The 17,687-nt window shown below is 69.0% G+C and carries 18 protein-coding genes and 1 pseudogene; 15 read left to right on the plus strand and 4 right to left on the minus strand.

Translation table 11 applies throughout. From position 1 onward, the window contains the following. Positions 1 to 201: 201 nt before the first annotated feature. The 3 genes from EV192_RS04815 to EV192_RS04825 are packed head-to-tail and all read right to left on the minus strand — an operon-like array spanning position 202 to position 2,211. Positions 202 to 930, minus strand: coding sequence for a maleylpyruvate isomerase family mycothiol-dependent enzyme (locus tag EV192_RS04815; protein WP_165960212.1), 729 nt, complete (start codon positions 928 to 930; stop codon positions 202 to 204). A gap of 10 nt (positions 931 to 940) precedes the next feature. Then, a complete protein-coding gene (locus tag EV192_RS04820) occupies positions 941 to 1,741 on the minus strand; it encodes a class I SAM-dependent methyltransferase (protein ID WP_132111453.1) in 801 nt (266 codons plus the stop codon). After that, on the minus strand, positions 1,720 to 2,211 hold the full coding sequence (locus tag EV192_RS04825) for a DUF2505 domain-containing protein (RefSeq protein ID WP_132111455.1): 492 nt from the start codon (positions 2,209 to 2,211) through the stop codon (positions 1,720 to 1,722). The genes EV192_RS04820 and EV192_RS04825 overlap by 22 nt, the downstream gene beginning before the upstream one ends. Here EV192_RS04825 and EV192_RS04830 point away from each other — a divergent pair. The 8 genes from EV192_RS04830 (at position 2,210) to EV192_RS04865 (ending at position 10,541) form a co-directional block, all read left to right on the plus strand. Further along, positions 2,210 to 3,301, plus strand: coding sequence for a UDP-N-acetylmuramate dehydrogenase (locus EV192_RS04830; protein ID WP_132111457.1), 1,092 nt, complete (start codon positions 2,210 to 2,212; stop codon positions 3,299 to 3,301). The two genes, EV192_RS04825 and EV192_RS04830, sit on opposite strands and share 2 nt — an antisense overlap. Positions 3,302 to 3,380: 79 nt before the next feature. Then, a complete protein-coding gene (locus EV192_RS04835; protein ID WP_132111459.1) occupies positions 3,381 to 4,571 on the plus strand; it encodes a L,D-transpeptidase in 1,191 nt (396 codons plus the stop codon). Further along, positions 4,544 to 5,401, plus strand: coding sequence for an alpha/beta fold hydrolase (locus tag EV192_RS04840; RefSeq protein WP_243726632.1), 858 nt, complete (start codon positions 4,544 to 4,546; stop codon positions 5,399 to 5,401). Before EV192_RS04835 ends, EV192_RS04840 begins: the two co-directional genes overlap by 28 nt. Beyond that, positions 5,398 to 6,684 carry a D-inositol-3-phosphate glycosyltransferase gene (mshA, locus tag EV192_RS04845; protein ID WP_243726633.1) on the plus strand — a complete coding sequence of 429 codons (1,287 nt, stop codon included), beginning with the start codon at positions 5,398 to 5,400 and terminating at the stop codon, positions 6,682 to 6,684. Before EV192_RS04840 ends, mshA begins: the two co-directional genes overlap by 4 nt. Continuing rightward, positions 6,681 to 7,187, plus strand: a complete 507-nt coding sequence (locus EV192_RS04850) for a type III secretion system chaperone family protein (protein ID WP_132111461.1) — start codon at positions 6,681 to 6,683, stop codon at positions 7,185 to 7,187. The genes mshA and EV192_RS04850 overlap by 4 nt, the downstream gene beginning before the upstream one ends. Before the next feature lie 45 nt (positions 7,188 to 7,232). Continuing rightward, positions 7,233 to 8,108, plus strand: coding sequence for a DUF4349 domain-containing protein (locus EV192_RS04855; RefSeq protein ID WP_132111463.1), 876 nt, complete (start codon positions 7,233 to 7,235; stop codon positions 8,106 to 8,108). Between the two features lie 665 nt (positions 8,109 to 8,773). Further along, a complete protein-coding gene (locus EV192_RS04860; protein ID WP_132111465.1) occupies positions 8,774 to 9,514 on the plus strand; it encodes a phosphoglyceromutase in 741 nt (246 codons plus the stop codon). A 124-nt stretch (positions 9,515 to 9,638) separates the two neighbouring features. Next, positions 9,639 to 10,541, plus strand: coding sequence for a GNAT family N-acetyltransferase (locus EV192_RS04865; protein WP_132111467.1), 903 nt, complete (start codon positions 9,639 to 9,641; stop codon positions 10,539 to 10,541). Here the strand turns inward: EV192_RS04865 and EV192_RS04870 are convergent, their stop codons facing one another. Beyond that, a complete protein-coding gene (locus EV192_RS04870) occupies positions 10,542 to 11,150 on the minus strand; it encodes a helix-turn-helix domain-containing protein (protein WP_132111469.1) in 609 nt (202 codons plus the stop codon). A 165-nt stretch (positions 11,151 to 11,315) separates the two neighbouring features. Here EV192_RS04870 and EV192_RS04875 point away from each other — a divergent pair, with 165 nt between their 5' ends. The 7 genes and pseudogenes from EV192_RS04875 to EV192_RS04900 all read left to right on the plus strand — a co-directional run bounded on the left by EV192_RS04875 (position 11,316) and on the right by EV192_RS04900 (position 17,673). After that, positions 11,316 to 12,494 (plus strand): sensor histidine kinase, encoded by a 1,179-nt coding sequence (locus tag EV192_RS04875; RefSeq protein ID WP_243726634.1) that lies wholly within the window; start codon positions 11,316 to 11,318, stop codon positions 12,492 to 12,494. Next, positions 12,491 to 13,180 carry a response regulator transcription factor gene (locus EV192_RS04880; RefSeq protein ID WP_132111471.1) on the plus strand — a complete coding sequence of 230 codons (690 nt, stop codon included), beginning with the start codon at positions 12,491 to 12,493 and terminating at the stop codon, positions 13,178 to 13,180. Before EV192_RS04875 ends, EV192_RS04880 begins: the two co-directional genes overlap by 4 nt. Positions 13,181 to 13,218: 38 nt before the next feature. Further along, entirely contained in the window at positions 13,219 to 14,163 is a 945-nt protein-coding gene (locus EV192_RS04885) for a Ppx/GppA family phosphatase (RefSeq protein WP_132111473.1), read from the plus strand. A gap of 49 nt (positions 14,164 to 14,212) precedes the next feature. Continuing rightward, entirely contained in the window at positions 14,213 to 15,481 is a 1,269-nt protein-coding gene (locus EV192_RS55520; RefSeq protein ID WP_243726635.1) for an NfeD family protein, read from the plus strand. Next, positions 15,478 to 16,266 (plus strand): sugar phosphate isomerase/epimerase family protein, encoded by a 789-nt coding sequence (locus EV192_RS04890; protein ID WP_243726636.1) that lies wholly within the window; start codon positions 15,478 to 15,480, stop codon positions 16,264 to 16,266. The genes EV192_RS55520 and EV192_RS04890 overlap by 4 nt, the downstream gene beginning before the upstream one ends. Before the next feature lie 199 nt (positions 16,267 to 16,465). After that, positions 16,466 to 16,849 (plus strand): annotated as a pseudogene (locus tag EV192_RS04895) (proline dehydrogenase family protein); the annotation flags it as partial. 20 nt (positions 16,850 to 16,869) lie between these two features. After that, complete coding sequence (locus tag EV192_RS04900; protein WP_165960271.1) at positions 16,870 to 17,673, plus strand: thioesterase family protein; 804 nt, start codon at positions 16,870 to 16,872, stop codon at positions 17,671 to 17,673. Positions 17,674 to 17,687: the final 14 nt, after the last annotated feature.

Consider the following 17,687-nt stretch of genomic DNA (forward strand, 5'->3'; position numbering starts at 1 on the left):
GCTGACTTTTGGCGCTGCGCTCGGTGACCGAACCTCGCTTGGCTACTTCTCTTGCTCCGCTTCTCGTCTTTGGCTGTCGCCTGGCCGGCTTTTGGCTCTGTTCCCGGTAACCGAACTTCGCTTGGCCTATCCCTCTTACTCCTCCGCTTCTCGCCTCGCGCAGCCTTTCTTTGTTCAGCTGGCCCTTCTTCGCCTTCTTTTTCAGCCTCCGTTGATGGTGTGGCGGAGTTCTGGGTTTCCGGTGTAGATCGCGGTGCTGGGGCGTTTCCAGGCTGCTCGGTAGACCGCGTCCGCTGTGCCGACCAGGTTGGCGTCCGCGTCGGTTCCGGCGTCCGGCACTGGGCCTGCTGTCACCTTTCCGCCTTCCGCTTTGAGTAGCCAGGCCCGGCCGGCGTCCGCCGCGTGTACCAGCAGGGTGCCGTCGATTTCGGGGGGTCTGCGCTTGACCATGAACGGTGAGATCGTCACCACTATCTCGTCGATGCCGTCGGCGGCGTGCTCGGAGTCGAACAGCAGGGTGGGGACCGCGTTGTTCACGGCGTGTTCGGCGTCCAGGCGGTGGATGCTTGTCTCGTGGGCTTGGCGGCGGGCCCACCAGCCGACCGAGCCCAGCTCCGGGAGGAAGGACCACACTCGCTTGGCCGGGTCGTCGTGCAGGCGCTCGACCATCGTCGAGCGTTGCTCGTCCCACCAGGTCAGCAGGTCTTCCCAGGCGGTGGGCGGGACCGGGAGCTTCGGCCGGGTGTCCTCGGGTTTCCGCTCCAGGGCGGCGCACACCAGGGCGTGCACTCCGCCGATGTGGCTCACCAGGTCGTGGACTGTCCACTGGGGACATGTTGGGACCTGGGCGTCCGGGCCGGCTTTGCCTGCGGCGGCGCGCAGTGCGTCGGACTGTTCGGCGATGTGTGCCAGATAAGTCTCATGCTCCACTGGTTCGAGCCTAGCGGGCAACGGCCGACCAGGACAGGGTCACTTCACCCAGCCGCCAGCGCCTGCGGGTATCCAGCACCGGCCAGTCCTCGGCCAGCCGTCGGACCGTCTCCACCCAGCGGGCGCGTGGACCGTACGGACTCAGTGGGGCCGCCGCGGCCCAGTGGGTGTCCATCGCGGTCAGCAGGTCGTGCACGGGGTGACCGGGAACGTTGTGGTGGATCAGGGACTTGGGCAGTCGTTCGGCCAAATCGGACGGTTGGGTGATGTCGGAAGGCAGGCACGCCAACGTGAACGTCAACGGGCCGACCTTGGACAGCGTCACCCAACAGCATCGTCGGCCGATCTCGTCGCACGTTCCCTCGACGAGCAGCCCACCCGGCGCCAACCGGCCCAGCATGGTGGTCCACGCCTGCGCCGCATCCTCCTCTGTGTACTGACGCAGCACGTTGAAAGCCCGCAGCAGCAACGGTCGCGTCCCGGCGAGTTCGAACCCGCCGCGGCGGAACTCCAGTCTGGGCGGGTCGGCCGCGGCTTGGGCGGCCTCGACTCGTTCCGGATCCAGTTCGAGGCCGAGCACCCGGACGTCCGCGACAGTCCGTAGTCGGGCCGCGAACTCGACTGTGGTCACCGGCGACGACCCGTACCCCAGGTCGACCACGAGGGGGTCCGCGACGGTCCTGAGCAGGGCTGTGTGCGTGGCGACGATCCAGCGGTCCACCTTGCGCAGCCGGTTCGGGTTCGTGGTGCCGCGCGTCGGCACCCCCAACGCGCGGGCCCGGCCCGCGGCTAGCCTTGGCGGGCGAGCCATTTCTCGGTGAACGCGGCCTCGTTGGCCAGCAGCTTCACGACCTGCTCGCCGATGGCCTTCTCGATCCGGCCGCCGACGATCGGGATGCTCACCCGGATCTCCAGTTCGGTCACCCAGGTCGACCCGTCCGCGGTGTCGGACAAAGTGGACTTCCCGGTGATCTCCCCTGGTACACCCGGAATCGTGGCGGTCACCGTGCCGGTGCGGTCGGCCCGCCAGGTCTCGGTCCGGTCAACGACGAGGTCGCCCTTCAGCAGGGTTCGGACGGCTGAGGGAAGATGATCCGCGGCGAGCCCCTGGCGCACCCGGTACGTCACCTCACCATTGTGCTCCGCGCGGTCCATGACGGAGGCGTTCGTCCCGCCCAGGGCCTGGAGCCGGTCGGCGAGGTACGCCTCGTCGACGAGCGCGGCGTGCACGGTGTCGGCCGGGGTGGCGAAGCTCGCCCGGTGCTCCATACGGCTAGGCATGAACCGGAGGTTACCGTTGACGCCCGTGACCACCTCGCGTCCCGCCATCGGCACCCACCTGAGTGGGTACACGACCCTGCGCCTGGGCGGACCGGCGGCGAGGTTCATCGAAGCGACCAGCGCCCGTGAAGTCGTCGACGCGGTCTGCGCGGCCGACGCCGCGGGCGAGCCGCTGCTCGTGCTCGGCGGCGGGTCGAACGTGCTCGTCGCCGACAAGGGATTCGACGGCACGGTCGTGCACATCGCCAGCAAAGGCGTGGGCATGGACAGCACATCCGGCTCGGTGCAGCTGACCGCGGAGGCCGGCGAGAGCTGGGACTCGGTCGTCGAACAGACGGTACGGGCCGGCCTCGGCGGCATCGAGTGCCTGTCGGGCATCCCCGGGCTTGTCGGCGCGACGCCCGTGCAGAACGTAGGCGCGTACGGCGTCGAGGTGTCCGAGGTGCTCGTGTCGGTCGACCTGCTCGACCGCGCCAGCGGCGAGGTACGGACGCTGACCGCTGACCAGTTGGGCCTGGCGTACCGCACGAGTGTGTTGAAGGGCACAGACCGCGCGGTCGTGCTGCGCGTGCGCTTCCAGCTGGCCGACAGTGGCCTGTCCGCGCCGATCCGGTACGCCGAACTGGCGAACACCCTCGGTGTCGCCCCGGGCGAGCGGGTGCCTGTCGCCCACGTCCGGCAGTCCGTGCTGGACCTGCGCCGCGGCAAGGGAATGGTGCTCGACCCGGACGACCACGACACGTGGAGCGCCGGATCGTTCTTCACCAACCCGGTCCTGCCTGAGCCGCACCTCACCGAGGCGCTTGCCCGGATCCGCGCCCAGGTCGGCCCGGACGTGCGGATCCCGCAGTACCCCGGCGGCAAGCTGTCGGCGGCCTGGCTGATCGAACGGGCCGGTTTCCCCAAAGGCCACCCCGGCCCCGGCAACCGAGTCGCCCTCTCCCACAGCCACACCCTCGCACTGACCAACAGGGGCGACGGCACCACGGACGACCTGCTGTCCCTCGCCCGTGAGGTCAGGGACGGCGTCGACCAGGTGTTCGGGGTGGAGTTGGCGGCCGAACCGGTCCTGGTGGGCTGTTCCATGTGACTACCGTCACATAGTCTGCACCGCGATCTCTTTGACACGTCTTTACAGTGGGAGTGTCGTGATACGGAGGGGTGACAGCGTGCGAGCAGGTCGAAGAACCATTGTCGGCGCGTTCGTGCTCAGCGTGTTCGCCCTCGCGGGCTGCACCTCGTCGAACTCGGGCGTTCCGCTCGGTGTCGGCGACAAGCCCAGCGGCGACACCGGTGGCGGTGACTCCGGGCCCAAGGCGAAGATCGCCGCCGACCCGGGGCCGGACGCCAAGGAGGTGCCGGTCCTCAAGCCGATCAAGATCACTGTATCGGACGGCCAGCTGACCGATGTCGCGGTCACCAACCCGGAGGGCAAGCAGGTCGCCGGGACGACCACGCCGGACAAGCTGAGCTGGGCGAACACCGAACGGCTCGCGTTCGGCAAGACGTACACGTACACCGCGCACGCGACCGGCAGCGACAACAAGCCGGCGGAGCTCAAGGGGTCGTTCACGACCATGAGCCCGGCGAAGACCGCCCGCGCGACCGTCAACCCGACTGACAACGCGACCGTCGGGGTCGGCATGCCGATCAGCGTGAAGTTCCAGGACGGCTTCGCGCCGAAGGACCGGGCCGCGGTCGAGAAGGCGCTGAAGGTGGAGACCTCGCCGACGAAGGTGGAGGGCGGCTGGGCGTGGCTGTCGCCGACCCAGGTGGACTGGCGGCCCAAGGTGTACTGGCCGGCGAACACCAAGGTCAACGTGTCCGCCAACCTCTACGGCGTCGATTTCGGCAACGGCTTCGGCAAGGCCGACGTGACCAGCAAGTACGCCATCGGCCGCAACCAGGTGATCAAGGTCAACACCCCGGACCACAACCTGAAGGTGTACCGCGACGGCGCGCTGGCGGCGACGTACCCGTCGAGCAACGGCTCGGACGCCGACCCGGACCGCAACACCCCGAACGGCACCATGATCGTGATGACCAGGGAGCCGATCGGCGACTTCTCCAACCCGCGCTACGGGTACACGAACGTGAAGAAGAAGTGGTCGCTGCGGATCTCCAACCACGGCGAGTACCTGCATGAGAACGAGGAGAACCGCGCCAACATCGGCAAGAACAACACCTCGCACGGCTGCGTGAACCTGCTTGAGGTGGATGCGAAGGCGCTGTTCGACTCCTCGCTGATCGGCGACCCGGTCGAGGTGACCGGTGCCAAGGCCAACATGCCCACCACGTCGGACGTCAATGATTGGCTGTTCTCGTGGGACAAGTGGAAGAGCATGTCAGCCCTGAAGTGACCCTGCGGCAGGTCGTCGGCGGAAACGGCGTCCGGCTGGCCGTGCGTGTGGCGGGCCCGCAGGACGCGCCCGCGATCGTCCTCGTCCACGGCTGGGCGCAGTCGAGCGCGGCCTGGTCGGCCCAGCTGACCGATCCGTCGCTGACGAGCCGCTACCGGCTGGCGGCCGTGGACCTGCGTGGCCACGGCGCCTCGGACGTACCGGACATCGCCGGCGGATACGACGATCCTCGCGCCTGGGCGGACGACATCCAGGCGGTCATCGACCTCGTCGGCCGGCCGGCGGTCCTGGTCGGCTGGTCGTACGGCGGCGCGGTCATCGCCGACTACCTGCGCATCCATGGTGACGCTGACCTCGCCGGGATCGTGTTCGTCGGCGCGTCCACCGAGATCGGCCGGGACCGGCCGGGTGCCCGGATCGGCCCGGCGATGCGGGCCGCGATGCCCGACGCCCTGGCCGAAGATGCCGAAGTGGCCGCTTCGGCGTTCATCGGATTCGCCCGCGCGATGTCCGCGACGAGGTTGTCCGGCGCGGTGGAACAGCGCGTCGTTGGGGACTCGCTGCGGGTTCCGCGGCAGGTCAGGAAGGCTTTGCTGCGTCGTGACGTGGACAACGCGGAGGTGCTGTCGGCGATCACCGTGCCGACCCTGGTGGCGCATGGCCGGTTGGACGCCGTGATCGACCCCTTGGCCGCGACATATGCGCACGGGAAGATTCCAGGGGCTGAGTTGCGTTGGTTCGATGAGGTGGGGCACATGCCCTTCGCCGAACGCACCGAGGAGTTCGACGAGATGCTGTTGGGGTTCGCCCACAGGGAGGCGGAAACGTGACGGTGTGGCTCCGCCCACCAAGAAGGGTCGCGTTGCTCTCGGTGCACACGTCACCGCTTGAGCAGCCCGGGACCGGCGACGCGGGCGGCATGAACGTGTACATCGCGCAGACCGCGACCCGGATGGCCGAGCGGGGCATCGCGGTCGAGGTCTTCACCCGGGCGACGTCGTCGGACCTGCCGCCGGTGGCCGAACTCGCCCCGGGGGTGCTCGTCCGGCACGTCCCCGCCGGGCCGTTCGAGCCGCTCGATCGCACCGAGCTGCCGGCCCAGCTGTGCGCGTTCACCGCGGTCGTCCTGCAGACCGAGGCGAACAACGAGGCCGGTTTCTACGACCTCGTGCACTCCCACTACTGGTTGTCAGGCCAGGTGGGGTGGCTGGCCCGGGACCGCTGGGGCGTCCCGCTCGTGCACACCGCGCACACGCTCGCGCGTGTGAAGAACGCGGCGCTCGCGGATGGCGACACGCCGGAACCGCGGTCGCGGGAGATCGGTGAACAGCAGGTGGTCGACCAGGCCGACCAGTTGGTGGCGAACACCGACATGGAGGCCAACGACCTGTTGCACCGCTACGACGCTGACCCGGCCAAAGTCTGCACGGTGTCCCCCGGCGTCGACCTGGCTCGCTTCCAGCCCGGCTCGCGGACGGACGCGCGGGCGCGCCTCGGCGTTCCGGCGTCCGCGACGGTGTTCGCGTTCGTCGGCCGGATCCAGCCGTTGAAAGGCCCGGACGTGCTCCTACGGGCCGCCGCAGAGGTGCTGCGCCGAGGCGACGTGAACCGGTCCGACCTGGTGGTGTTGGTCGTCGGTGGCCCGTCAGGGACCGGCCTCGAACAACCGCGGGCGTTGCAGGAACTAGCGGCCCACCTGGGCATTTCGGACGTCGTCCGGTTCCTGCCGCCGCAGGCCGGGCCCGAGCTGGCCCAGGTGTACCTGGCCGCGGACGTGGTCACCGTGCCGAGCCACAACGAGTCGTTCGGGCTGGTTGCCCTGGAGGCGCAGGCGTGCGGCACACCGGTGGTGGCCACGGACGTCGGTGGCTTACGTGTCGCGGTCCGTGACGGCGTTACAGGTCTGTTGGTGCCGGGACATTCGGCGGACATGTGGGCGGACGCCTTGACTCGGCTGAACTCCCCTGAGCTGCGTGCGGTGTTGGGTGCCGGCGCGGTGTCGCACGCGCGGGCGTTCTCGTGGGACCGGACGACCGACGAGCTGGTCGGCGCGTACATGCGGGCCGGGGTAGCGTTTCGGGAGGTGTCCGAGCAGGCGGAGGTCGCTTCGTGAGTCTGGCAGCGGTGATCAGGTCCACATTGGACGATCATGGGATCGTCTACACCGAACCGGAACCCGACCGGTTCTTCGCGACCCTGCCGGGAACGAAGAAGCTACAGACCAACTGCTGGCTGATCATCGGCGAGCACGCGCTGGTCGTCGAAGCGTTCGTGTGCCGCCGCCCGGACGAAGAACAGGAGGCGGTCTACCGTTTCCTGTTGCACCGCAACGCGAAGCTCTATGGCGTCCACTACACCATCGACGCGGTCGGCGACATCTACCTGCTCGGCCGGATCGGCCTGCACGCCGTCACCCCGGACGAGATAGACCGGCTGCTTGGCCAGGTCCTGGAAGCCGCGGACAACGATTTCAACACGTTGTTGGAGATCGGCTTCGCGTCGTCGATCCGACGTGAGTGGGAGTGGCGGACATCCCGGGGCGAATCGCTGGCGAACCTGAAGGCGTTCGAACACCTGACGAAACCGGCCAGAGACCAACGAGTGTCTGACTCGTGATCTGAGTGCTGCAACGGGATTCCCACGCGGTCCCGTCTTTGGCGCATGAGCAGACGAACGAGTGGCTTACTCCTCGCTGGGGCGCTGCTTCTGGGGGTGACGGCGTGCAGCAGCGGTTCCAGCGGCTCCAACGCGAGCCTGGCGGCGCCCGAGGCGGCCAGTGGGAAGGCCGGCGGGGCAGCGCCGCCGCGAGCCCAGGACCAGCAAAGCGCGCCGCAACAACAGCAGCAGGCAAGCGCGCCCGTACAGAACCGTCAGCTGGTGCAGACCGCGCGGATGGAGATGTCCGTGGACAGCGACCCGTTGGGCGCCATTGTCAGCGCGCGCGGGATCGCCACCAGCCTGAACGGCTTCACCGGCCAGGAGGAGTCCGGCGGCGACAAGGCCTCGGTCACCCTGCGTGTCCCGGCCGACAAGTTCGACGCCGCCCTCGAACAGCTGGCCAAGCTGGGCACCGTGAAGGCCCAGCACAAGCAGGCCGACGACGTGACCGACCAGGTGGTGGACCTGGACGCCCGACTGGCCACGCAACGAGCCAGCGTGGACCGGATGCGAGCGCTGCTGGCCAAAGCGGCCAGCGTGAACGAAGTGGCCCAGGTGGAAAGCGAACTGACCCGCCGGGAAGCCGACCTGGAATCCATGGAAAGCAGGCGAACCGCCCTCGGTGGCCAAGTAGCACTGTCCACAGTGGTCCTGGAAGTGACCAGAACACCCCCACCACCAACCAAACCGGTGGAAGAGAAGCCGGACAACCCCGGCTTCCTGAGTGGACTCGCCGGCGGCTGGACAGCCTTCGGAAAGGTACTGAACGGCATCGGCGCGGCCCTCGGAGCGATGCTGCCCTTCCTGATAGCCCTAGCCATCCCAGGAGCGGCCTACCTCTACATCCGCCGCAAGCGCCGAAAGCCCAAAACAGCCTAGAACGGAGAATCCGGTCCCCCGGAGGGGAGGGGATCGGATCCTTGGGGAAAGAGACCGAGTCCGCGACAGAGGAGGTGAATCCTCAGCGGAGGGAGGGACCGGTCCTCAGCAGCCGCGCCGACACCAGTCCCGGTTTGGCCGCGCCGGTCATTTACGCCCCAGAACACGCCCGACATCGCCCCAAGCCCAGCGGTGGCCAGCCCCGAGCGAAGATGTCGGTCGCGTGGGCTGGGGTGGAAATGATCGGCTTCCGGCGGCCAAACCCGTCCGAGCGGAGCGAGGACAATTAAACACAGGGCGGCTTGAGCGAGGGGGAGTCGCGTTCTCAAGCCGCCCCGTGTCACAGGTCCCGCACTCGGTGTGGCGGGGGGCACCTCACCGTGTCATGCGGGATGCGGCTCGACAGGGGAGACGAGCCGCGGATCGCCGCCGTCAACCGGGGAGTGCGTGGGAGCCGGTCGGCGGAAGCCTTGTCAACTTGGCAGAACAGAGGGTCGGATCTCAAGCCTGGTCGCTACCCCATTCGGGTTTGAAACAAGAAAATCAATAACGGTTGTGTTTCGGGCTGGGGTTGCCGGTCAACTGGGTGTGGATGGGTGGCCCGAACGCAGCTATCTGGCTGCCCTGTTCGGGTGAAACCGGTGGGGCATGGCAGGCTTTGGGGCATGGCTGTTGGAACCCTTGTGTTGCTCCGCCACGGCGAGAGCGTGTGGAACGCTGAGAACCTGTTCACCGGGTGGGTGGACGTCCCTTTGTCGGCCAAGGGTGAGGGGGAGGCTGGTCGCGGCGGCGAGTTGCTGCGGGATGCCGGCCTGTTGCCGGATGTGGTGCACACGTCGTTGCTGCGGCGGGCGATCGCCACCGCGAACCTGGCGTTGGACGGGGCCGACCGGCACTGGATTCCGGTTCGCAGGGACTGGCGGCTGAACGAACGCCACTACGGTGCGTTGCAGGGCAAGAACAAGAAACAGACTCTGGAGACGTACGGCGAGGAGCAGTTCATGCTCTGGCGCCGGTCGTACGACACGCCGCCGCCGCCGATCGAGCCGGGTTCCGAGTTCAGTCAGGACAGTGACCCGCGGTACGCCGGTGTGGACGCTCCGCTGACCGAGTGCCTGAAGGACGTGGTGGCCCGCCTGCTGCCGTACTGGGACTCGTCGATCGTGCCGGATCTGCGCACGGGCCGGACTGTCCTGGTCGCGGCGCACGGGAACTCGTTGCGCGCCTTGGTGAAGCACCTTGACGGCGTGTCCGAGGAGGCGATCGCGGGGTTGAACATCCCGACCGGCATCCCGTTGCGCTACGACCTGGACGACGACCTGCGGCCGACCAACCCGGGCGGCACGTACCTGGATCCGGACGCGGCGACGGACGCGATCAAAGCGGTGGCGAACCAGGGGCGCTAGTCGTTAGGGTGACCGCGGAGCGAAGGAGGTGAGAGCTGTGTTCATGTCAACTGTGTGCACGTTAACTGTCACGCGCTTTCGCCTGGTCTCGTCGACCGGGAGCGCGTTTCCCGGAAGGTAGTTCATGAGCTTTGTCATCCGCCCGCTGGTCGCGGGCGAGGAACAGCTGTTCACCGCGTTCGACGCCCCCGACGTCGTGGGTGTCGCCGTGTTCGGCCGTTCCTATTCGGACCTGGTGGCCAAGAACCAGTACCGTCCCGAGTGGACGTGGGTGGCGTTGCGGGACGGCGAGGTCGTCGCGCGCGCCGCCTGGTGGGGCGGGCCGGATGACTCGGAGCCGGGCGCGCTGGACTGGTTCGACTTCACCGACCCGGACGCCGGTGTGGAGCTGCTCCGGCAGGCGCCGTTCACGGCCGAGTACTGCCTGATGCTGCCCGCCGGCTGGCGGGCCGACCCGGTGGTCGCGGCGGCCGCGAACGCCCGGATCGACGCGGCTGTGGCCGCGGGCATGAAGCCGCTGGTCGAGCGGTACCGCTACACCTGGACTCCGGCTGACGGCCTGCCGGACCGGCCCGGCCGGCTGTCGTTCCGGCCGGAACCGGACGACGAGGTGATCGTCGACGTGTTGCGGCGGATCCAGGAGGGCAGCCTGGACGCCCACAAGATCGCCGACCTGAAGCGGATGTCCCCGGACGAGGCGGCCCGCTCCGAACTGGCGGACCTGCAGTGGTTTCCGTCACCACGCGAATGGTGGCGCCTGGCGTACACACCGGACGGTGACCTGGTCGGCATCACGGTCCCGAGCCGCAACCACGTGACCCCGGTCGTCGGGTTCGTCGGCGTCGTGCCGGAGCAACGCGGCCACGGCTACGCCTACGACCTGTTGCTGGAGTGCACGCACATCCTGGTGGCTGAGGGCGCGGACCGGGTCGCGGCCGACACGGACAGTACGAACGTCCCGATGGCGGCCAACTTCGCCAAGGCCGGCTATCCGATCACCCAAGAACGGATCTTCTTGGCCTACTGACTAAAGCAGGCCGAGCTCGCGAGCGCGGGCACCGGCCTGGAAGCGTGACGTGGCGCCCAGGGTGGTCATCAGTTCGGTGACCCGACGCCGGTAGGTGCGTAAGGACAGGCCCATCGACCGCGCGGCCACTCCGTCGGCCGCGCCGGAGCCGAGCAGTTCGAGCATCCTGGGCGCCATCGAGCACACTTCGCCGTGGTCGCGTTCGTAGTCGGCGAGGTCGGTGGACTCCTGCCAGGCCGCGTCGAAGATCGCCGACATCCCGGTGACCACGGCCGGGATCCACACGACGGTGAAGCTGCCGTCGCCGGCCAGGATCGCGACCCGGCGGTCCACCACGACCGCCTCGGTCAGCTCCAGGTTGGTGATCCGGATCTGTGCTCCGGTAGCGGCCGCGAACCGTGCGTGTTGGGCTCCGGTCGGGTCGAGCAGGACGCCCGGCCGGTAGAGCTTGCGCATGCCGAGCGGGGAGGCCGGCTGGTTGTGTGAAGCCCATGTGCGCACGTCGTTGGCGGCGCAGGTGATGTCCCTGGCTCTCGCGAAGAGGTGCCGCGTGCGCTCGTAGAGCTCGCGGTGTCCGCGTAGCACGACGACTCCAGCACGTGTCTCCATGACGCTTCTGAGTCTGCTGCCCGGATACCCGTCGGGTCAACCAGACACGATTGGGTGAACTGAGACCGACGCTGAGAAGAACAAAGCGCCGAACGGTGTCACGGGGATCACGGAACGGCACGTCGGACTGGTACAACAGCCCCCTTACCTGCTTACCATTCGGGCGTGACCGTACCGGCCTACCTGGCCTTGTCGATCGGCCCGCTGCTGATCGGCGGCCTTGTCGGTTACTTGGTCGGCCGCCGCCACAGCCGGCGCGCCATGCGCCGTCCCGCAGGCCCGACCGTGGCCGAGTTGGTGCAGCGGATCGTGCACGACGCCCGGACCGGTGTAGCGGTGGTGAACCCGTTCGGGGCGGTCGTCCTGTACAACCCGCGAGCGGCGGAGTTGGGCGTGGTGTCGCACAACCGGGTGGACGACCGGGCCCGCAAGGCGGCCGAGCTGGTGATCGAGACCGGCGAGACGGCCGAGATCGATCTCACGCCATTGGAGAGCCGGGGGCGGCAGCCCACCGCGGTCCGTGCCGAGGTCCGCCCGTTGGGCGACGGGTTCACGGTGGTGGACGCCGCCGACGAGTCGGAGTCGGTCCGCCTTGAGGCCACCCGGCGGGACTTCGTCGCCAACGTCAGCCACGAGCTCAAGACCCCGGTCGGGGCGATGGCGCTGCTCGCCGAGGCCGTCCTGGACGCCGCCGACGACGAGGAGCAGGTCCGCCGGTTCGGCGGCAAGATCCTGCGCGAGGCCACCCGGCTGGGCACGTTGGTCACCGAGCTGATCGCGCTGTCCCGCCTGACCGGTGCGGAGAAGCTGCCCGAGCTGAACACGGTCGAAGTGGACGCGGTCGTCGCCGAGGCGCTCAGCCGCGCCACGCTCACCCTGGAGTCGAGCGGCGTGGAGATCGCCACCGACAGTCCCAGCGGCCTGCTCGTGGACGGCGACCGCACACTGCTGGTGACCGCGCTGAGCAACCTGCTGGAGAACGCGGTCGCCTACTCGTCGCCGGGCAGTCCGGTGTCGATCAGCCGGCGCCTGTTCGACGGCCACGTCGAGATCGCGGTGACCGACCGTGGCATCGGCATCGCCGACGAGCACCAGCAGCGCGTGTTCGAACGGTTCTACCGGGTCGACAAGGCGCGGTCGCGGGTCACCGGCGGCACCGGGCTGGGCCTGGCGATCGTCAAGCACGTCGCGGCCAACCACGGCGGCGAGGTGAAGCTGTGGAGCAAGCCGGGAACGGGCTCCACGTTCACGCTCCGGATCCCCGCACGACGGGTGAACGGGGACAAGGTCCTGGCGCGGGTCCCCGCGCCGGGCACTGAGATTGATCATGGAGGAGCGCTGTGACGAGGGTTCTCATTGTCGAGGACGAGGAGTCCTTCGCCGACCCGTTGGCCTTCCTGCTGCGCAAGGAGGGGTTCACGGCGGCCGTGGCCGGTACCGGCCAGCAGGCGCTCGAGGAGTTCGACCGCAACGGCGCGGACATCGTGCTGCTTGACCTGATGCTGCCCGGGATGAGCGGCACCGACGTGTGCAAGGCGCTGCGGCAGCGCTCGGCGGTCCCCGTGATCATGGTGACCGCGCGGGACAGCGAGATCGACAAGGTGGTCGGCCTCGAACTGGGCGCCGACGACTACGTCACCAAGCCGTACTCGGCGCGTGAACTCATCGCCAGGGTCCGCGCGGTGCTGCGGCGCGGCGGCGAGGGCGGCCCGGAGGGCGAGCTGTTGCCGCAGGTCCTGGCGGCCGGGCCGGTGCGGATGGACGTCGAGCGGCACGTGGTGACCGTGGACGGCGGCGAGGTCTCGTTGCCGCTCAAGGAGTTCGACCTGCTGGAGTACCTGCTGCGCAACGTCGGCCGGGTGCTCACCCGCGGCCAGCTGATCGACCGGGTGTGGGGCGCGGACTACGTCGGCGACACCAAGACCCTGGACGTGCACGTCAAGCGGCTGCGGTCCAAGATCGAACCCGACCCGTCGTCACCTCGGCACCTGGTGACCGTGCGCGGGCTGGGGTACAAGTTCGAGTCCTAAGGACCGGCCTCCCCCGAGCGCCAGGTAACGTTTCGGTCATGCGCCTAGGCGTGCTCGACGTCGGTTCCAACACCGTCCACCTGCTCGTGGTGGACGCCCACCGGGGTGCCCATCCACTGCCGGCGCGCTCCGAGAAGACGGTGTTGCGGCTGGCCGAGCGCATCAACCGGACCGGCGACCTGTCCAGGGTGGGCGCGGACGAGCTGGTCAGAACGGTCGCGTCGGCCAAGGCGTCAGCGGCCCAGCTCGGCTGCGAGGAGCTCATGGCCTTCGCGACGTCCGCGGTCCGCGAGGCGCACAACGCCGTCACGGTGTTGCAACGCGTGCGTGACGAGACCGGCGTCGAACTGATCGTGCTGTCCGGCGAGGACGAGGCCAGGCACACGTTCCTGGCCGCTCGGCGCTGGTACGGCTGGTCCGCCGGCCGCCTGCTGGTGCTGGACATCGGCGGCGGTTCGCTGGAGATCGCGGTCGGCCGGGACGAGGAGCCCGACCGCGCGCTGTCCGTGCCGTTGGGCGCCGGGCGGCTGACGCGGACCAGGTTCTCGCACGACCCGCCGAACCGCACCGAGATCGCCGAGACGGTCGGCTGGCTCGAGGACCAACTGGCCCCGGTGGCCAAGAAGGTGCTGAAGTACGGCGAACCCGATCGGGTGGTCGCGACCTCGAAGACCTTCCGGACACTGGCGAGACTGACCGGTGCCGCGCCATCCTCTCAGGGACCGCGGGTTCGCCGGGTGCTCACCGAGGCCGGGTTACGCCAGCTGCTCGCGTTCGTCTCCCGGATGTCAGCGCACGACCTGGCGGAACTGGAAGGAGTGAGTGCCAGCCGCGCGCACCAGCTCGTCGCGGGGGCGCTCGTGGCGCAGGCGAGCATGCGGGCGTTGTCCCGCCCGGAGCTGGAGATCTGCCCGTGGGCACTGCGCGAAGGGGTCATTCTGCGCAGACTTGACCAGACCGATGGCCCGTTGGAGTCGAAATGACGGGATCCGGCTCTGGACTGTCGCGTCCCGTATTGGCACGGTGGAAGAGATGAGTCGAGAGGAAGGGCCGGAGCGCACCCAGCGCACGGTGGCCGAGTTGCTCGCCAAGTACGGCGACGGCTCGCAGGAGAGCACGCCCCGCAGGCGCCGCCGCCGGGCCGAGGACGCCGAGGAGACCGCTCCGCAGGCGATCATCGACCGGGTCAACTCGACGAACAGCCGCCTGCGCCCGGTCGGCGACGAACAGCCCCCCGACGAGGATCCGCCGGGACCAGCGGCCCCGCCGACCACCCGGCACCGCCCGGTGCCCCAGCCGTCCCAGCAGATGCCGCAACCGCAGCCGGCGCAGCAACTGCCGCCGCCGGCGCCGGCGCCCCAGGTGGTACAGCCGACCCAGCGGCAGATGCCGCCGGTCCCGCCGCCCGATCGCCGCGAACGCCGTCCGCTGCCGCAGAACTCGCAACCGCTGCCGCAGCCGTCACAGCAGATGCCGCAGCCGTCGCAACAACTGCCCAAGCCCGTTCCCCGGCCGCCGCAGCCGCCGCAACCGTCGCAGCAGATGCCGCAGCCGACCGGGGGCTGGCCCGCGCCCGAGCCGGGTGGGCTGGCCGCGCGGTTGGACGGCCGGCAGGACAGTCGGCCGGACCTGCGTGCCGCGGCGCCACCGCAGCCGATGCAGGACGGGCTGACCGAGCAGATCCCGCGGGTCACCGACGAGCAGTCCGCGCCTGGCATGCGTACCGGGCAGCACCCGGCGCCGCATCGCGTGGCCAGGACGTCCCGGGCGCCCCAGCCGGCGTTTCCGCAGCCCGAGTTCCCGGCCCACGAGTTCCCCCAGCACGAGCCGGACGAGTCGGACAACTACCCGACCGAGTACCACGGCTTCGACCCGGTCCCGGCCGACCCGCAGCAACGGACCCAGTTCGTCGAGGGCATCGAGCTGGACGACGACCAGTACGGGCAGGACTACCAGCAAGATCCGCGGTCGGTCGAGCACGACCGCCCGATCGGCCTGGACGACGACTACGTCGACGAGGAGGACGACGAGGCCGAAGGTGCCCGGTCGCCGGCGCGGGAATGGCTGGCCATGGGCGGCCAGTTGGCCATCGGGGTGATCGGCGGCGCCGCGCTGTGGCTCGGCTTCAACTGGCTGTGGGGCAAGTTCGCGATCGTCGCGCTGGTGATCGCGTTGGTCGTGACCGCAGGCATGGTGTTGGTGGTCCGCAAGATCCGCCATCAGGAAGACCTGGTGACCACGATCGGCACCATGGTCGTCAGCCTCGTGATCACCGTGTCACCCGTGTTGTTGAACCATTGACACCCATCCCCGTCGCACTGTCGACCGCTTCGGTGTACCCGCAGAACGCGGCGACAGGGTTCGAGATCGCCCGAGCGCTCGGGTACGACGGTGTCGAGGTGATGGTGTGGGCGGACCCCGTCAGCCAGGACGTCGACGCGCTGCGCAGGTGTTCGCGTAACCACGGTGTGCCCATCACGGCGATCCACTCGCCGTGTTTGCTGATCACCCAACGGATCTGGTCGCCCGACCCGGAGATCCGGCTGCGGCGCGCGGTGGAGGCCGCGCAGGACCTCGGCGCGCCCACGGTCGTGGTACACCCGCCGTTCCGGTGGCAGCGCCGGTACGCCGAGAACTTCCCCGAACTCGTCGCGAACCTTGAGGCCAGATCCGGGATCGCGATCGCGGTGGAGAACATGTTCCCGGTGAAACCATTGGCACGCGGGCGAAGTATGTCCGCGTTCAAGCCGTCGACCGATCCGACCGACGCCGGCCACAAGCACTACACACTGGACCTCTCGCACACCGCGGCGGCCCAGGACGACGCCATCGACATGGCCAAACGCATGGGGGCCGGGCTCAAACACGTGCATCTCGCGGACGGCTCGGGCGCCCCGCGCGACGAGCACCTGGTTCCCGGCCGTGGCACTCAGCCCTGTGACCGGCTGTGCGAGATGTTGGCCGCCAACGGCTTCGCCGGACAGGTCGTACTGGAGATCAACACGCGGGCCGCGAAGAGCCCCGCTGAGCGGGTACGGGACCTCGCTGAGGCGTTGTTGTTCGCCCGCTTGCATCTTGACAGCTGATCACCAGGCCCGAATAGGTATCCCAGATCACAGACGGCTTCTTACTTAGCCGTAGAGTCCTTGTGTGCATCCGCTGCGATCGCTCATTCTCGCGGCGGCGGGCAACGACGCGATCCGTCGTCTGGTCGCCACCGCCCCGGTCAGCCGGGACCTCGCCGCCGCCTGCCGGCCCGCCACCCCGCCCGCCGAAGGGCTCGCCGGCTCGCGGGTGCGGTCGGCGAAAGGCACATACACGAAACCGTTGACTGTTGCCTATGACAGGCACGTCGACCCGAGTTACGTCCGGTGTGCCAACACGCTGTTGTCCGGCAACGGATACCCGATGTTCGCAACCCATGACCCCCGTCTGGTGCGTATCGTCGGCGATCGGGCGCGTTGGTACTACCGGAAGCCGGGAACCCACGAATACCAAATGCTTTTCGGGGTCCGGCCAGATGAGCAGCGCCAGTTGGCGCAGGAGGGGGAGACAGTGCGGGTCTACGTGCCCTTTGGCTCTCAGTGGTACGGCTACCTCATGCGCCGGTTGGCTGAGAGATTCGCCAATAAGACCTTCTTCACCCGAGCACTGGTCAGCCATTCGTGAACGGGCGAGGAAGCAACGTGATCTCGTTCAGCACAGCAGCGGCGATAAGGCCGCTCGGCGACGGCACATTCACCGCTGAACTGCCCGCGGAATGGACCGTCGCCGGAAAACCGCACGGCGGTTTCCTGTTGGCGTTGTTGGCGAAAACCGCGGTGGCGCTGCACGCGGGCAACGGCACACCGCTGGTGGACCCGCTGGCGGTGAGCGCGCAGTTCCTGCACGCCCCTGGTGTCGGCCCGGCCCTGCTGCGGACCGAGGTTCGCAAGACCGGCCGGCAGGCCACGGTCGTCGCGGTCAACCTGGAACAACGCGGTCGGTCGTGTGTGGAGGCCGTGGTGACCACGGGCCGGCTGCCGCGCGACCGGGCGGCGTGGACGGACCTGCCGAACCAGTCGGCCGAGCCGCCGGGCAACGCGATCGACATCTCGACGCTGCCGTCGGCCTCGATGTTCCGGCTGACCGAGGGCTGTGACGTCCGCCTGGATCCGTCCGGCGCCGGGTTCCTGCACGGCCACGTGGGCGACCCGCTGCGGCTGCGGCTGTGGGTGCGACCGCGCGGTGAGCACGCGGACCCGTTGTTCGCGCTCGTCGCCGGGGACATCTCGATGCCCGTGACGTTCAACCTCGGCCGGATGGGCTGGTCGCCCGCGGTGCAGTTGACGGCGTTGTTGCGGTCGCGGCCGGCCCCGGGCTGGCTGCGGATCCAGGTCGACTGCCGGGCGGTGCACGGCGCCTGGTTCGACTCGGACGCCACGGTGGTGGACTCCACCGGACGGCTGGTCTGCCAGGCCAGGCAGCTCGCCCTGACCGCTACGCCTGGGTAGGGCATCTGGCACGC

Source organism: Actinocrispum wychmicini (assembly GCF_004345645.1).
GTDB classification, from domain to species: domain Bacteria; phylum Actinomycetota; class Actinomycetes; order Mycobacteriales; family Pseudonocardiaceae; genus Kibdelosporangium; species Kibdelosporangium wychmicini.

Bases quoted from the DNA above. Each gene is read 5' to 3' on its own strand.
- EV192_RS04825 (WP_132111455.1), bottom strand. From the start codon at position 2,211: ATGCCTAGCCGTATGGAGCACCGGGCGAGCTTCGCCACCCCGGCCGAC.
- EV192_RS04865 (WP_132111467.1), top strand. From the start codon at position 9,639: ATGAGCTTTGTCATCCGCCCGCTGGTCGCGGGCGAGGAACAGCTGTTC.
- EV192_RS04820 (WP_132111453.1), bottom strand. From the start codon at position 1,741: ATGGCTCGCCCGCCAAGGCTAGCCGCGGGCCGGGCCCGCGCGTTGGGG.
- EV192_RS04885 (WP_132111473.1), top strand. From the start codon at position 13,219: ATGCGCCTAGGCGTGCTCGACGTCGGTTCCAACACCGTCCACCTGCTC.
- EV192_RS04830 (WP_132111457.1), top strand. From the start codon at position 2,210: ATGAACCGGAGGTTACCGTTGACGCCCGTGACCACCTCGCGTCCCGCC.
- EV192_RS04870 (WP_132111469.1), bottom strand. From the start codon at position 11,150: ATGGAGACACGTGCTGGAGTCGTCGTGCTACGCGGACACCGCGAGCTC.
- EV192_RS55520 (WP_243726635.1), top strand. From the start codon at position 14,213: ATGAGTCGAGAGGAAGGGCCGGAGCGCACCCAGCGCACGGTGGCCGAG.
- EV192_RS04860 (WP_132111465.1), top strand. From the start codon at position 8,774: ATGGCTGTTGGAACCCTTGTGTTGCTCCGCCACGGCGAGAGCGTGTGG.
- EV192_RS04855 (WP_132111463.1), top strand. From the start codon at position 7,233: ATGAGCAGACGAACGAGTGGCTTACTCCTCGCTGGGGCGCTGCTTCTG.